The sequence below is a fragment of the Niallia sp. FSL R7-0648 genome (assembly GCF_038007005.1).
GTDB lineage: Bacteria > Bacillota > Bacilli > Bacillales > Cytobacillaceae > Niallia > Niallia circulans.
On the sequence record NZ_JBBOWE010000001.1, the window covers coordinates 3,821,694 to 3,836,886 of the forward strand.

Annotated in this window: 10 protein-coding genes; 3 read left to right on the top strand and 7 right to left on the bottom strand. The window is 35.8% G+C overall.

Annotated elements, in window-relative coordinates; all coding sequences use genetic code 11:
* Window position 1: 1 nt before the first annotated feature.
* Both NSQ89_RS18620 and NSQ89_RS18625 read right to left on the bottom strand, forming a co-directional pair.
* The gene (locus tag NSQ89_RS18620; RefSeq protein ID WP_341133018.1) at window positions 2-934 is read right to left on the bottom strand and encodes a carbohydrate ABC transporter permease; all 933 of its coding nucleotides are present in this window, start codon (window positions 932-934) and stop codon (window positions 2-4) included.
* Window positions 935-1,008: 74 nt separating this feature from the next.
* Window positions 1,009-2,304: an ABC transporter substrate-binding protein gene (locus NSQ89_RS18625; RefSeq protein ID WP_341133019.1), complete on the bottom strand. Its 1,296-nt coding sequence runs from the start codon at window positions 2,302-2,304 to the stop codon at window positions 1,009-1,011.
* A 329-nt stretch (window positions 2,305-2,633) separates the two neighbouring features.
* Between NSQ89_RS18625 and NSQ89_RS18630 the strand changes: the two genes are divergently transcribed.
* Window positions 2,634-3,554 (top strand): ArsR/SmtB family transcription factor, encoded by a 921-nt coding sequence (locus NSQ89_RS18630; protein WP_251688125.1) that lies wholly within the window; start codon window positions 2,634-2,636, stop codon window positions 3,552-3,554.
* Window positions 3,555-3,690: 136 nt separating this feature from the next.
* On the opposite strand, the gene NSQ89_RS18635 is transcribed toward NSQ89_RS18630, so the two are convergent.
* A complete protein-coding gene (locus NSQ89_RS18635) occupies window positions 3,691-4,821 on the bottom strand; it encodes a DUF2264 domain-containing protein (RefSeq protein WP_251688122.1) in 1,131 nt (376 codons plus the stop codon).
* 168 nt (window positions 4,822-4,989) lie between these two features.
* Here NSQ89_RS18635 and NSQ89_RS18640 point away from each other — a divergent pair, with 168 nt between their 5' ends.
* Entirely contained in the window at window positions 4,990-6,015 is a 1,026-nt protein-coding gene (locus NSQ89_RS18640) for a LacI family DNA-binding transcriptional regulator (RefSeq protein ID WP_251688121.1), read from the top strand.
* 14 nt (window positions 6,016-6,029) lie between these two features.
* On the opposite strand, the gene NSQ89_RS18645 is transcribed toward NSQ89_RS18640, so the two are convergent.
* Window positions 6,030-6,860 carry a hypothetical protein gene (locus tag NSQ89_RS18645; RefSeq protein ID WP_328282928.1) on the bottom strand — a complete coding sequence of 277 codons (831 nt, stop codon included), beginning with the start codon at window positions 6,858-6,860 and terminating at the stop codon, window positions 6,030-6,032.
* Between the two features lie 847 nt (window positions 6,861-7,707).
* Between NSQ89_RS18645 and NSQ89_RS18650 the strand changes: the two genes are divergently transcribed.
* Window positions 7,708-10,110, top strand: a complete 2,403-nt coding sequence (locus tag NSQ89_RS18650) for a glycoside hydrolase family 2 TIM barrel-domain containing protein (protein WP_341133020.1) — start codon at window positions 7,708-7,710, stop codon at window positions 10,108-10,110.
* Between the two features lie 224 nt (window positions 10,111-10,334).
* Here the strand turns inward: NSQ89_RS18650 and NSQ89_RS18655 are convergent, their stop codons facing one another.
* Genes NSQ89_RS18655 through NSQ89_RS18665 form a run of 3 tightly spaced genes read right to left on the bottom strand, consistent with a single transcriptional unit; the run spans window position 10,335 to window position 15,121 of the window.
* Window positions 10,335-11,801: a glycoside hydrolase family 1 protein gene (locus NSQ89_RS18655; RefSeq protein ID WP_095322744.1), complete on the bottom strand. Its 1,467-nt coding sequence runs from the start codon at window positions 11,799-11,801 to the stop codon at window positions 10,335-10,337.
* Complete coding sequence (locus NSQ89_RS18660) at window positions 11,802-13,244, bottom strand: family 1 glycosylhydrolase (protein WP_341133021.1); 1,443 nt, start codon at window positions 13,242-13,244, stop codon at window positions 11,802-11,804.
* Window positions 13,241-15,121, bottom strand: coding sequence for a beta-glucoside-specific PTS transporter subunit IIABC (locus NSQ89_RS18665; protein ID WP_341133022.1), 1,881 nt, complete (start codon window positions 15,119-15,121; stop codon window positions 13,241-13,243). Before NSQ89_RS18665 ends, NSQ89_RS18660 begins: the two co-directional genes overlap by 4 nt.
* Window positions 15,122-15,193 lie beyond the last annotated feature (72 nt).

The window sequence follows — 15,193 nt, forward strand, 5'->3', positions numbered from 1 at the left end:
ATTATTTAACCTCCTCTTCGTAGAATACCCACATCTTGGATGATCTTAAGACAATCAAAGAGAGAACCAAAATGATCGCAAATAAGACCCATGCCATCGCGGAAGCATATCCCATTCGATAATAGGAAAATGCATTTTTATAAAGATAAGGAACAATCATAGAACTGGCGTTATCTGGTCCACCATCTGTTAATAAGTATACTTGGGTAAATGTTTGTAAGGATCCAATAATCCCCGTAATTAAATTGAAGAAGATAACTGGTGAAATCAGTGGTATTGTAATGGCTCTAAACATTTTCATACGGCTTGCTCCTTCCATCATTGCCGCTTCGTACATTTCATCCCCTATACTGTTAATTGCGGAAAGCAATAAGACCATCGTACCTCCCACACCCCAAAGTGCTAGTAAGACAAATCCATATAGCACAGCTCCTTTTTCAAGTAACCAAGCTGGACCTTCAATACCAACGTAATCCAATACTTTATTTAACAATCCATTTGCAGCTAAAATATTGGTAAACAAAATAGAGCTGGCTACGATAGGAACAATTGCAGGTAGATAATATAAGGTTCTAAAAAATCTCATCCCTTTTAATTTAAAGCTAAGTAAATATGCCATACCAAGCGAAACTAATAAGCTTACTGGAACACTCATAAGTGCATAAATGAACGTATTCTTTATGCTTAGGAGAAATATTTGGTCTTTAAAAAGATTTATATAATTCTCCAGTCCAACAAACTCCATTTTCGTTAGCATATCCCAGTCTGTAAAGCTCATAATAAACGAATAAATCATCGGTCCTACTGTTAATCCAAGAAACCCAATTAACCATGGAGAGATGAAAATAAAGAACCATCTCCTATTCATTTTCACACGGTGCTCTTTACTAGATACTTTGGACATTGTAGATTCTGCCAATTTCACTTCCATCATTCTGGCCTCCCTCATGAGATATGTGTGAGGATTTCCTACTGAAATCACTCACACATAGTAATCACTCTATTAACTTAGTATTTTGCAACAATATCACTTAAATTCTTTTGCAGAGTTGAAAGTGTCTCTTCAGGGGTTAAGTTCCCTAATAGCATCTCTTTAATTTTCGCACGCGCTTCTGTTGTTACTTCTGAATACCAAGGACCAGTTAATAATTCATCAATCACGACACGTTCTTGGGCAACCGGAATCGCACTTAAATCAATCTCATGACCTTCAACCTTTTGATTTAAGAACTCATCGGAATTTAAGGTTTTTAAGTTTGCAGGACAGTCATACAAACCTTTTCCTACTAATTGTTGCGCTTCCTCACTAGCCATATATTCAATAAACTTCCAAGATGCTTCTTGTTCTTTCTCACTAGATTGAGTAGAAATAGTTAATGCACTACCAGTTGACCAAGATGTTTTTTCTGTCCCAATCGGCATAGGTGCAATTCCGTAATCAAATTTGTCTCCAATTACTTTTGCATTACTATTCATATCCCAGAATCCTGTCATATTCATTCCGACAAGCCCTGCCTGAAAACGGTTAACTTTATCTTCGGCAATTTGATAAGAGACACTCCACTTTTTAAAAGCTTCATCATACGCTTTGATGGTTGCTTGGTTTTCTGCTGAATCAATTACAACTTTGCCATCCTCGATTACAGCTCCGCCATTTGCCCGCAGAAAGTTGCCCCAAACTAATTGGTAGTCACCTGCTGTACTTCCCCATTGTTCAATTTCACCATCACCATCAGTGTCTTTTGTCAAAGCTTCTGCAGCCTTATAATAATCATCGATTGTCCAATTTTCATTTGGATATTCAATTCCCGCTTCATCAAATAAAACCTTATTGTAGTATAAAAGGGAGGATCCGCCACGATCTGGTATACCAAAAATTTTATTTTCTAATGTATAAAGATCAATAGCACTTCCCCATGTTGCTGCAATATCGATATTTGCTTCTTTAATTTTATCGGTCAAATCTATAAATGCATTTTTGGAAGCAAAACCAGAACCGTTTTCTGCTACTTGCGCTACATCCGGTGCTTGTTTACCAGCAATCATGGTCTGTAACTTTGTATCATAATCATCGGCAACTGTTATCGTTTTTACTTTGATATCAGGATTTTCCTTTTCAAAATTTTCAATTCTTTCTTGGTAAACCCCTTCAAAAGTTTCATCTCCGCCCCAATGCATAAATTCAATTGTCGTTTTGCCGTCGCCTGAGTCTACATCAGAATTAGCGGCGCCTGCACAGGCAGTAGATAAGAGAGTAGTGGAAACAAGCAATACTATGAATCCTAGTTTTTTCCATTTTTTCATTTGTTAAGACCTCCCGATTTTTATTATTTCTCCTTACTCATACTGAAAGAATAACTTTTTTACTAAAAAAATAAACGAATTATGATTTCGGACAACAATATATCTTTTGATTTGATAATATTGTTTCCGCTTTCATATTTTTTATGATAAGCTTTTACCAATTAAAAGTAAATAGCAAAAATAATAATTTTTTAGTAAAATAATAGGCAAAGATTAACTTTTTCTGACACATTACTTTAAAAGATAACTATTTTTTCTGTATTATCGAATAATCCTTGTGATTGATTAGTCTTACTACTAACTTTTTTCGGGAGAAGAGGAAAACAAAAATGAAAATAACCTTATCAGAAGAATCGCTGCCCATACTTGAGGCTATCGCTAGCTCTGTTCGCATTAAAATTATTAAACTACTTTCTACCAAACGTATGAATGTTAAGGAATTAGCACACGAGCTTGGTTTGAGTAATCCAGTTGTTGCAAAACATATTAAAATCTTAGAGGAATCCGGTGTGATAAAAACCGAAAAAATCCCTGGGAAGGCTGGTCTACAAAAGCAGTCGATATTAAAAGTCGATTTAATAGAAATAGAATTTCCAAAGAAAATATTTCAGGCTTTCGAATTTTACGAAACCTCTATTCCTATTGGACAATATGTCGATTACCTTATTACCCCTACTTGCGGAATCGCCAGTATAGAACATCTTATCGGGGAGTATGACGAACCTAAATACTTTATGGATACTGATCGATTTAGCGCAGCAATATTATGGTTTACAACAGGCTTTCTCGAATATAAAATCATTAATCCTTTAAAGAATACAGATAAATTAGAAATGGTTGATATAAACTTAGAAATCTCCTCTGAATTTCCTGGGGGAAATAATGTCTGGCCATCTGATATAACATTTTCCTTGAATAATGTGGAAATTGGTACGTGGACAAGCCCTGGTGATTTCGTTGACACGAAAGGAAAGTACAATCCAGACTGGTGGTCACCAAAACTTAATCAGTATGGTACGAATTTAAAAATTAGAATTACTGATTATGGAGTTTGGATAAACGGAAAACAGCTTACATGGATTTCTTTTAATCGCCTTGCTCTTGAAAAAAGCGTATGGAGTCTTCGGATAGAAGTCAAAGAAGATGCCGAAAACGTTGGTGGATGCACACTATTCGGTAAAGGCTTCGGAAATTATAATCAGAACATTGATTTTAAGTTTTACTATACAGATAAAGAAGAGCCCTTTTAATTTAAGGTTTGGTTACATAATGAACAATAGACGACTAAAAAAGGAGAGGTGAAAACCTCCCCTTAAAAACGTTCATCAAGTAAACGCAAATATTGCGAACAATCGTTTACCGTTCGTTTTGACTCACTCTAATCTTCTAAATGCTATGATCAATCGCAACCTCTTTCCCTTGCCATATTTTTTTACTACTCCATTCTTCATCCTGATCACTCCAAAAAGCGTCTTCCTCAGATAATCCCAGTGGTAAAAACACTGCTGAACAGAGATATAAGCTTCCAATGCCAATATAAGATTCCGCTAATGCAGGTTGATGTCCATATACTCCGGGTAACAACCACCCTTTTTCATCAAACGTTCCAGGTGCTTGCATTCCTTTTTCCATTATAGCTGTTAACCCACATCTGACTTGAGCAGGAGTGACTGCAGCAGGCAAGGCGTGTTGCAATGCTGATTGAGCTAAAGCTTGAAATGCTCCAAATCGATATGTACTAGATCGACCAATCACAGGATAAGTTCCATCAGGTCCTATCATTCTTTCTTGAATTGCTGCATAACGAATGAACCTTGGCAACATTTTCTCCCGATAATTTTCTAGCTCTTTACATTGTTGATAAAATAAGTTTAATAAATCTATTGCCATTGGCTGCATAACAAAGCTGTTGTAATAATCCCAATGAAAGGCTGGACCATCTCCATAAACACCATCCCCTACATACCAATCTTCTAATAGTCTAATAGCATAAATTACTCGAAGCAAATCGTACTCCTCCTCTCCTAGAACATATAATGCTCCTTCTATCATGGCAGAAAAAAGGTTCCAATTCATATTAGGAGGCATTGTTTTTCTCGTTGACTTTAGTGCTAGAATAATATTCTCTCGCACATACTTTGGAAGCGCGTCTCCAATTTGTTTCGGTGCACGAATAATCGAATGAGCTAAAAAAGCAGCATCAACTAGTGGCTGACCCGGGTCGGTAAAGTTCATGTAGTCCTTAGAATATGGATTTGTTGCTTTATCTAAACACAGAAGAACCATTTGCCGATATTTCTTTTGTAACTTTCTTTCTGACGATTCCGAGATAGAGTCTAGCTCAAGCCATGGAGCGATACCAGTCATCGTTCGTCCAAAAGCTTCTAACATTCCATATGATTTACGATCGGGATGAAAATTTGTTGGCAATTCTTGATGTAATTTCTCTTCACTTAATGCCTTGATTACTGGAAGTGCGATCTTATTCATTGCTTCTAACCATTTTCTTCTCGTCATAAAGCAAAACTCTCCATTCCATTAAAAGTTTTCTATCATTGATCTGGCTCAGAAATCGATAAAACCAAATCCTACTCCTTTTTGACTAAATAAACAGAAAACATCGTAGTTTTTTTCCTAAAGTTCGGATATTATTATAATAAAAGAATTACTGAAAGGAATTTACATATGGCTACTATTACAGATATTGCCGAAAAAGCTGGTGTCTCCATTTCCACCGTCTCTCGGGTACTAAATCAAGACAAAAATTTATCCGTAACGGAGGACACAAAACGTAAAATATTTGAAATTGCGGAAGAATTAAACTACACAAAATACAAACAAAAGAAAAAGAAAAATACTGAACAAAAAACAAAGCAAAAAAGCATTGCCATTATCCAGTGGCGTATTGGCGAACAAGAGTTAGATGACATTTATTATATGTCTATAAGAATAGGAGCCGAAAGAAAAGCCCAAGAACTTGGCTATTATTTAATGAAATACTCTGATCTAAATGATTCTTTAAGCAATGTTGATGGAGTACTCTGCATCGGAAAATTCGATAAAATTACGATTGATAAGATACTATCAAAAAATGATAATGTGGTTTTTGTCGGCACAAATTTTCCTTTAAACAACTTCGATACTGTTAATAGCGATTTCTCTCATGCTGCTGAATTAGCTTTACAGCATCTGCTCGAACTTGGACATAAAAAAATAGCCTTTATAGGTGCAGAAGAAAGTAATAATTTATATGGCTATCGTACGTACCGCACTCCAGTAACGAATACTTACATAGACATGATGAAACATTTGGGATATTATGACGAAAAATATTTTTTCGTCTCAACAAATACTTACCTATCAGCTGAAACTGGTACAGATCTAGCTAGACAAGCTTTGGCAAAATGGGGAAAAAATCTTCCTACTGCTATCCTTGCTGGTAATGACGCTATGGCTATTGGCATTATGAACGTGTTAACTGCAAATAATATAAAAATACCGGCGGATATCTCTATTATTGGCATCAATGACTTAGCGTTCAGCCAATATACCAATCCTCCCCTTTCAACCGTACGAATTTTCACAGAAGAAATGGGAGAAATCGGTATGGAGACATTGAATCAAAGAATTTCCGCTCCAAAAATAGATCGCAGAATCATATTAACTACTGAATTAATCAAGAGGGCTTCCACCGCTAAACCTCGTAAATAAGAAAAATTGCTTCCTTATAATTTATTTATTCCATATACTTCAAATTCGGTCAAAGCAGGAAACGGTGACTCATCCTTAGCTTTGACCAAGTTTGTTAATTGAATATATGTTACCACTCTCTTTTTAAAGCAAAAAAATTGCGAACTTGTGTTTTTTTGCAAGCTGAATGTTTCGCTTGATGCGTCTGAAAATAACAAGGTAACTTCGGTCCAATAACTATCGTGGGGGAAATCCGCTCTGATTGTTATACCAACCTTATCTACCTCAACCAATCTACCAAAATCAATTGTCAATGTTGCATCAGACTGCCGATTTATTCCCCAAGATTGGTACGGATAGGACCCATGACTATTATTTGCATATATTCCGTTTATTGCATTGCATGCAAAGAATGTTGCATCATTTCTAGTTTCTACATTTGCACTCGCATGAGGATAAGCTCCTGAAAACTCCTTTTGATCATGAGGATTTAATGCCCAATTCTGATATCTTCTAATCTCTTCATTTGTCGCATATCTAACACTTAAATAATGTCTTTTGCTCTTAAAACGATGATCTGGCATCGCCTCTTTTGCGGTTTGCTCCATGTTTATTCTGTACGTCCAGCTATGATTTGGAATAAATACAATTGTACTATCCAGACTTTCATCTAGCTTAACCATCAAAAATTGATTTTTCTGTGCTACAAATATATTAATCTCATCCCCCTCTTCAAATATAAAATCTTGGGAAGCAATATAACACATAGTATCTCCAGCACTTTCTAAGTTGTGACTTTCCTCTTCATAATCATTCCTCCCCTTTTTTATATTTCCATATTTATCACTGATACTTAATTTAAGCATTACACCCACCTCCATTGATTCTTTTTTTGAATTATAATGTTTTTTTAGTACAAATACTACAAAAATCTCTGTTTTTTACTTTTGCTTATTACATAAAAAATCCTAATAATCAGATTCAACCAACAATTATCATTGATAAATACAGGTTTACTTTAAAATCACGCTTTGTTTTTTTTAGTAAAAATAGTAAACTATCATTATAACAAAATATTTACATTTTTCTTATTTTGAGCAAACACCTCTTCTTCCACTTGAAACAAACTAGAATTTCGAAAGGATGTACAATTTCCCAATATGCACCTTTGGAGGAAAAAAGATTTTACTTAGCTTTCGGAAGGGACTTATTAAAACGACTATACGAACACGCCGCAACAATAGAAGATAATCAAAATCAAGCACTCATTATTCACGGAACAAGTCATTGGACCGAGAAAAAAAATTTAGATACTGGCTTAATTTACGGAGATTACTTCTTTACGCAAGGTATCTATGCACTTAATGGTATTAACAATAACTTTTGGTTAGGAGATTCTTGGAATGAACTTTAATACAATTTAATTTAATGCTTAAGCTGTTGAAAGAACAATTTTTGATCCTGTGCCAAACCTATATAGTATTTACTAAGACAATTCTTCCTGCTCTTTGCAGAATATATTTAGGTTTAAAAAAAGCATAGCAATCCTGTAACACGAGAATCGCATGAGAAATCATACTCTTCCTATCATTATGGGGGAAGAGTAAAAAGAAAACACTTACTCACTTGAAAACTAGTAGTCTATTAGAAAATAGTTTAAGAAAAAGTATCAATAAACAAATTATATTTATTTCGAAAGAGAGTGTTCATAATATGAGAAACTATAAAATTTCTAACTGGTTATTCTTTCAAGGTGATGATTCTAATGCTTGGCAAAAAGATTATGAGGATAAATCTTGGCAACCCGTAACCGTCCCACATGACTGGAGCGTTTCCATGCCATTTAGTAAAAATAACTCTAGTGGTACTGGTTATTTACCAGGAGGAATTGGCTGGTACAGATGCCATATCCAATTAACGGAATTTTCCAATACCGATAATAGTGTTGTTCAATTGACATTTGACGGTGTTTATAAGAATGCTCAAGTGTGGATTAATGGATACAATCATGGCATTCGACCATCTGGATACTCATCCTTTACCTTTGATTTAACAGAAATTCTTCCGTATGCACCAGATAATGAATTAGTCATTGCAGTAAGAGTTGACCATTCAGATATCGCTGATTCTCGTTGGTATAACGGATCTGGGATTACTAGAAATGTTTGGCTGGAAATACATGATTCTATTTATATCCAAAAATACGGAACTACTTTTTCTACATTAGAGACCAAAACAGATGCCTCCAATATTCGAATTCAGCATTTAATTGTAAATACATATCCTGCTTCTAGTGATGTAACAGTTGTGAACGAATTAGTTTCTATCGATGGGGCACAAACCTATTGTTTTGAAAAGAAAATAAAGCTAAACCCACTTGAAACGTCGAATATTACATTTAATGAAAAACTAGATAATCCTAAATTATGGACAACCGATGAACCAAATCTATATGTGCTCCATACTCACCTATATTATGAAGTCGATGATAACAAAGTCCATTCAACCTATACTAATCACGTGGGGGTTAGAACTTCTCAATTTGATGTTAATAAAGGGTACTTCCTTAATAACCAAAATATGAAATTAAAAGGTGTGTGCCTTCATGAGGATGCTGGCTGCTTTGGGACTGCTGTGCCTGTAAGTGTATGGGTAAGAAGGCTTTCTAAGTTAAAAGCAATGGGATGTAACGCAATTCGCATGGCTCACAACCCCCATGCTCCTGAACTGTATACCTTATGTGATATTCTAGGTTTTCTAGTTATTGATGAAGCCTTTGATGAATGGGAAAACCCCAAAAACAAATGGTGGCAAGGACATAATGTCTACCCACCAAAAACTGAAGGCTATGCTCATCATTTTCCGAATTGGCACCAAGAGGATTTAAAAAATATGATCATCAGAAATAGAAATCACCCCTCCATCATTGCATGGAGTATTGGTAACGAAATTGATTATCCTAATGACCCATATGCAAATCCTTTATTTGAAGAAATGACAGGTAATAATGATGCGAACAAACCAGCTCAAGAAAGAATTTATAATCCAAATAGGCCAGATACCACTAGACTCACAACAATCGCCAATAGATTAATTAAAACGGTTAAGTCGATTGATGATACAAGACCTGTAACTTTAGCTGCGGCTTTTCCTGAATTGTCCAGCCAAACTGGCTTATTAACTGAAGTCGATTTAATAGGATACAATTATAAAGAGCATCTTTATGAAGAACATCATAAAATTTTCCCGAACCAGCCAATAATAGGCAGCGAAAATGGACATGGGTATTCACAATGGAAGATTGTTCGAGATACTTCTTATATATCAGGACAGTTCTTATGGACTGGTATCGATTATCTTGGAGAAGCTCATGGATGGCCCATACATGGATCCGCAGCAGGAGTATTAGATTTAGCCGGAAATGAGAAAACTCGTTATTTTCTTCGAAAAAGCTGGTGGACAGAGGAACCTATGATTTATTTGGTTACTCGTCCGTTAAAAATTAATACGAATAATCATTCTCAGTTAAAGGAACTATCGAAAAAGTGGGATTACTGTATAGGTGAAAAAGTAGAGGTCATCTGTTTTTCCAATTGCGATCAAGTTGAAGTAGAGCTAAATGGAAATAGAATACCATTAAAGTTTGATGAAGACTATGGTTATTTTGTTACATATGTAGCTGCAACAGAGTCTCCTATCAAAGCTTTGGGATACAAAGGAGATAAAGTAGTCGAGGAGGAATTAGTCCCTGTTTTATCCCCTGCACAATTAAAATTAGATATATGGGAAATACCAGAAATATATATGAATGTCTTACAATCAGTGTTTCCTAATATAACTCAGGACGTCATCCAAATAGAGTGCTCTCTTCTAGATAGAAGTGGAAAGTTATCAGATTATAGTCAGAAAGTAGCCGCTTCTGTGCAAAATGGAAGACTCTTAGGAATAGAAAACGGAAAATTAGATGATGTAACCGATTATACCGAGCCTTTTAGAACATCAAATCGTGGTAAATTAGTTATCTATGTCCAAAAAAATGGGGATAGTGAAACTCAAGTAAAAGTGGAAACAGATGGAATCAGAGATACTTTATTTACTTTTAAAACAATTAATTAGCGATTAATATATTGCTGAAGCTCTAGTGCAACATAAATACTGGATTTCCGCTTGCAGATGTCCTCCTATTATTCCAGTAGTTTTAGTACTGTATGGTTAAAATCAAGAAATCGCCAGTTTAACCGGCGATTTCCCTTTACTTAAAAGTATCCTTTTCTAATTTCTATTGATAAAGTCAGAAGTCCTCCATTGTCATCTGCTAATATTCCTAATTACCTCTTCTATCAAAGCTCCGCCCCATTACTCTTAATTACTTTTTGGTACCAGTAAAAGGAATCTTTTTTAATTCGTTTGTAGCTTCCATTTCCTAGATCGTCTGCATCGACATAGATGAAGCCGTATCTTTTGCTCATTTGGGAGGTAGAGGCACTTACGATATCTATGCAACCCCAAGATGTATATCCCATCATCTCTACCCCCTCTTTGCATGCCAGATTCATTTGCTCAAAGTGTCTACGGAAATAATCAATCCGATAATCATCATGTACCTGACCATCCACTAGTTCATCAATTGATCCTATGCCATTTTCCACTACAAATAATGGAAGATGATAACGATCATATAAATCAATGAGGGAAATTCGCAAGCCGACTGGATCTACTTGCCAGCCCCAATCGCTAATATCCAAGTATGGATTTTTCACACTTGTTATTAAGTTACCACCAACCTTTTCCATCGATTCCTCATTAACACTTTTAATCATCGACATATAATAACTAAACGATACGAAATCTACTGTATGCTGTTTGAGAATTTCTTCGTCCCCCTCTACCTTTTCTATGACAATATTATTCTCTTCAAAATATCGTTTCATAAACAACGGATACTCGCCAAACACTTGAACATCGGAATAAAAATAATTTTCTCTATTATGCCTTTGGGCAAGTACGACATCTTCAGGATTAGAAGTTAGTGGGTAAGCAAGGGTCCTCGTTAACATACAGCCAACTTTTGCGTCTTTGATCATTTCATGCGCATATTTAGTAGCTAAACTGCTGGCAACAAATTGATGATGAAGAGCCTGATAAATGGCATTTTCTGCTTCTTTTTTGCTAGAATACTTTTCTTCTACTACACCGACAGTAGTAAAAGGATGTCTGAAAACACTATCGATTTCATTAAACGTCAGCCAATATTTAACATACTGTCCAAAGTGGTCGAAACAAACTTTCGCATAATTTACAAACATATCTACCACTTCTCTTGAGACCCATCCATCATAATGGTTGACTAAATACAATGGCATTTCATAGTGAGACAAAGTAACAAGAGGCTCAATATTTCTTTTTCTCATTTCTTTAAAAAGACGAACGTAAAAGTCAATTCCTGCTTGAATAGGTTCCTTTTCTGTACCGTTAGGAAACAATCTGGTCCAAGCAATCGATACACGTAAACATTTCATGCCCATTTCTTCGAATAATGCCAAATCTTCTACATATCGATGATAAAAGTCAATTCCTCTTCTTTTTGGATAATAGACTGTATCATCTGTTTTCATTGCTTCTTCAATTTGCTTTGGACTTACATGCCACTGGCTGACATAGTCCTTTTTATCAATGTTTGGTTTATACTTGGCCACATCTGCAACCGACATCCCTTTCCCGTTTACATTCCAAGCTCCTTCTGCCTGATTGGCAGCAATTGCTCCACCCCATAAAAAATCTTTCGGAAAATAACTTTTCATTGCCATTTATCTCTCCACCTTTTCTACTGATTGAAGAAGTTCTAAGTCTTCTCCATTTGATTCAATGATTCTTTTATAATAGTAGAAACTTTCTTTTCTTATTCTCTTCAGGCTGCCGGTTCCATCGTTTTGCTTATCGACATAAATAAATCCATAGCGCTTTTCCATTTCTCCTGTTCCTGCTGAGACAATATCAATTGGTCCCCACCAAGTGTAGCCTATAATTTCACAGCCATCTTTTATTGCTTCTGCCATCATTTCTACATGTTCCTTTAAATACTGCATTCGCTCCACATCCATAATGCTGCCATCTTCCTCTACTTTGTCATGTAATCCAATTCCATTTTCCACGATAAATAGCGGCTTTTGATATCGATCTGTTAGTTCATTACAAACATATCGAAGTGCGAGTGGGTCAATTGGCCATCCCCATGGTGTTTCTTTTAAATATGGATTTTTCTTTCCTAGCAAACCACCAGTATTCCCTAGAATTTTCATCCCAGCCTCGTGAAGAGAACTTCGATAAAAACTAAATCCTAAATAATCACATGTTCCCTCTTTTATTACCTGTAGATCCTCTTCTCGAATATCAAGGCTTAAATGGTTCTCCTCTACAATCCGTTTAAAATAGGCAGGGTATTTCCCTCTAATATGGACATCACTATAAAACAACGATCTTCTTCTTAATTCGTTTGCTTCGAAAACATCTTTCGGATTACAAGTTGCTGGATAAATAGGACTTAAGGAAAGCATACAGCCGACTTGTAAGGACTTATCAATACCGTGCGCAATTTTTACAGCCTTCGCACTAGCGACAAACATATGATGGCTAGCCTGATACATATCTTGCAATTTCTGCTGCTCATCCTCTCCTTCAATATAAAGACCTGCAGCTAGCAAAGGAAGTGTATGTGTATGATTAATTTCATTAAAAGTCATCCAATATTTCACTAAACCATGATACCGTTCAAACACAACTTGAGCATATTTTTCGAAAAAGGCAATTAGCTGTCGATTTTTCCATCCTCCATATTTTTTTACTAAATGAAGAGGAGTTTCAAAGTGTGATAGAGTCACAACAGGTTCTATGTTGAAAGAACGCAAAGTTTGAAACATATCTTCATAAAAGGCTAAACCTTTTTCATTCGGTTCTGCTTCATCTCCTTCTGGAAAAATACGGCTCCATGCAATAGAGGTTCGGAAACATTTCAATCCAGCCTCTGCTAATATAGCAATATCCTCCTTATACGTATGGTAAAAATCAATTGCATCATGACTTGGATAAAATACACCATCACGAATCTCTAATGTTAAGTTATCAAAACGATTTTTTCCTACAGGTAAAATATCTGCTATGCTCAGTCCTTTTCCATCCTTTAAATATGCACCTTCCGCCTGATTAGCAGCAATAGCTCCTCCCCATAGAAATCCTGTTGGAAACTTACTCATACTGTTGCACCTCCACTATTTTTCCATTTCATTAAATGAATCATTTCTTGATCATTTGCTGTAATGATCTCCTCTTGAACTTCAGCAGTTAAGTTAGTGAAAATCATCATTGTTGTCGGATCATAACCAGCATTTTTTATTGCTTCTAGATCAAATTCACCCAGAATCTGGCCTTTTTCAACTGAATCTCCCACTTTTACTTTTGCATTAAAACCTTTCCCATTTAGCTCCACCGTATTAATTCCGATATGCAATAACATCTCTACACCGGTATTCGATTTTAAGCCGAAAGCATGACCAGTTGGGAATGCAACCTCAACTTTTCCATCAAACGGCGAATAAAGAATTCCTTTTGTTGGAACAATGGCAATACCATCTCCCATTGCTCTTGATGAAAATACCTCATCGTTCACATCATCTAAAGAAATTGCATGTCCAATTACCGGCAGCTCCATTTTACCTTCAGCTGCTTTTTTATTGATTGTTGAATCTTGCTCCTCTTCTTTAATTCCAATAAAATATGTCAAAACCGCACTTAATATAAATGCACCAGCTATACCTATTACATAATAGATGAAGGTATCACCAAGAAAAGCTGGTAAAGTAGTCAATGCGGGAAACACATAGACAATTGCTTTTGTTTGCATGGCTCCCATGAAGGCTCCCATGATTCCTCCTGCTATTGCTTGAGCGATGAGCGGCCGTTTATATCTTACGGATAAACCATATACTATCGGTTCTGTTATTCCCCCTAACAATGCAGGTACAAGGGAAGTCAGTGCCAAGCTCTTTGTTCCTTTATTTCTGCTTCTTAAGTACACACCTAGTGCAACACCAGCACTGGCAAAGGTTGCAGCAGCAATCATCGGACGTAAAGTATCAAACCCATATGTTGCAAGATTATTAATCATGATTGGAACAATACCCCAATGAATCCCTAACATTACAAGGAATGTCCAACCAGCTCCAATGATAAGACCAGCTAGTAAACCACTCTTACTGCTAATTAAATTCATCATGCTTCCTAATCCATTACCTAATCCTACACCTATAGGACCAATGACCATCGCTGTAAGTGGTACCATAATTAGTAATGCAACCATTGATAGAGCAAATATTTGAATACTTTTTGGAATAAACCTCTTCAAAATTTTCTCTAAATGAGAATAAACGTAAATAGCTACAATTGCTGGGATTACCGTCCCAGAATAAGTCATTAAAACGGTTGGTATGCCTAGAAAATCAACAGTAGTTCCATTTTCTGTTACGAGTCCTACAAAGTTAGGCTCTAATAGAGAGGCCACAATAGCTAATGAAACAAATTGATTTACTTTAAAAACCCTTGCAGCACTAATTGCTAGAAAAAGTGGTAAAAAGTAAAATACACTATTCCCTGCTGCTGATAGTATTTTATACGTACTACCATCTGCATTTAATATGTGATACTGTGATAATAAAACAAGAAGAGCCTTGGTCATCCCAGCACCAGCGAGGGCAATGATGATTGGATTAAAGATAGAAGAGATTACATTAAAAAATCGAATAAGGATATTGCCTGATTTTTTCTCTTCTGCCTCTCCCTCATTAGGATTATCCGAATCAGATCCTAAAGCACTTTTTATTTTGTATTTATCCATGATATACTGATACACATCTGCTACTTCATTTCCAATTACAACCTGGAACTGACCATTGGATTCTACAATGGAAAGAACTCCGGGTAATTTCTGAATCTTTTCTTTATTGATCTTTGCAATTGTCTCATCTTTTAATTTAAAGCGTAGTCTTGTTACGCAATGATATAAACTAATAATGTTTTGCTCTCCACCAACGCCGTCAATGATTTCTTGAGAAAGCTTGCCATAATCTTTTGACATTTTGAACGCTCCTTTTAATTTTTATGAAGTTTTCTAATTACACATTAAATATAGCAACATAGTTAACGTTTT

What these genes read in the sequence shown, in the direction of transcription:
- NSQ89_RS18620 (WP_341133018.1), bottom strand. Translation starts at nt 934, where the DNA reads ATGATGGAAGTGAAATTGGCAGAATCTACAATGTCCAAAGTATCTAGT.
- NSQ89_RS18625 (WP_341133019.1), bottom strand. Translation starts at nt 2,304, where the DNA reads ATGAAAAAATGGAAAAAACTAGGATTCATAGTATTGCTTGTTTCCACT.
- NSQ89_RS18630 (WP_251688125.1), top strand. Translation starts at nt 2,634, where the DNA reads ATGAAAATAACCTTATCAGAAGAATCGCTGCCCATACTTGAGGCTATC.
- NSQ89_RS18635 (WP_251688122.1), bottom strand. Translation starts at nt 4,821, where the DNA reads ATGACGAGAAGAAAATGGTTAGAAGCAATGAATAAGATCGCACTTCCA.
- NSQ89_RS18640 (WP_251688121.1), top strand. Translation starts at nt 4,990, where the DNA reads ATGGCTACTATTACAGATATTGCCGAAAAAGCTGGTGTCTCCATTTCC.
- NSQ89_RS18645 (WP_328282928.1), bottom strand. Translation starts at nt 6,860, where the DNA reads ATGCTTAAATTAAGTATCAGTGATAAATATGGAAATATAAAAAAGGGG.
- NSQ89_RS18650 (WP_341133020.1), top strand. Translation starts at nt 7,708, where the DNA reads ATGAGAAACTATAAAATTTCTAACTGGTTATTCTTTCAAGGTGATGAT.
- NSQ89_RS18655 (WP_095322744.1), bottom strand. Translation starts at nt 11,801, where the DNA reads ATGGCAATGAAAAGTTATTTTCCGAAAGATTTTTTATGGGGTGGAGCA.
- NSQ89_RS18660 (WP_341133021.1), bottom strand. Translation starts at nt 13,244, where the DNA reads ATGAGTAAGTTTCCAACAGGATTTCTATGGGGAGGAGCTATTGCTGCT.
- NSQ89_RS18665 (WP_341133022.1), bottom strand. Translation starts at nt 15,121, where the DNA reads ATGTCAAAAGATTATGGCAAGCTTTCTCAAGAAATCATTGACGGCGTT.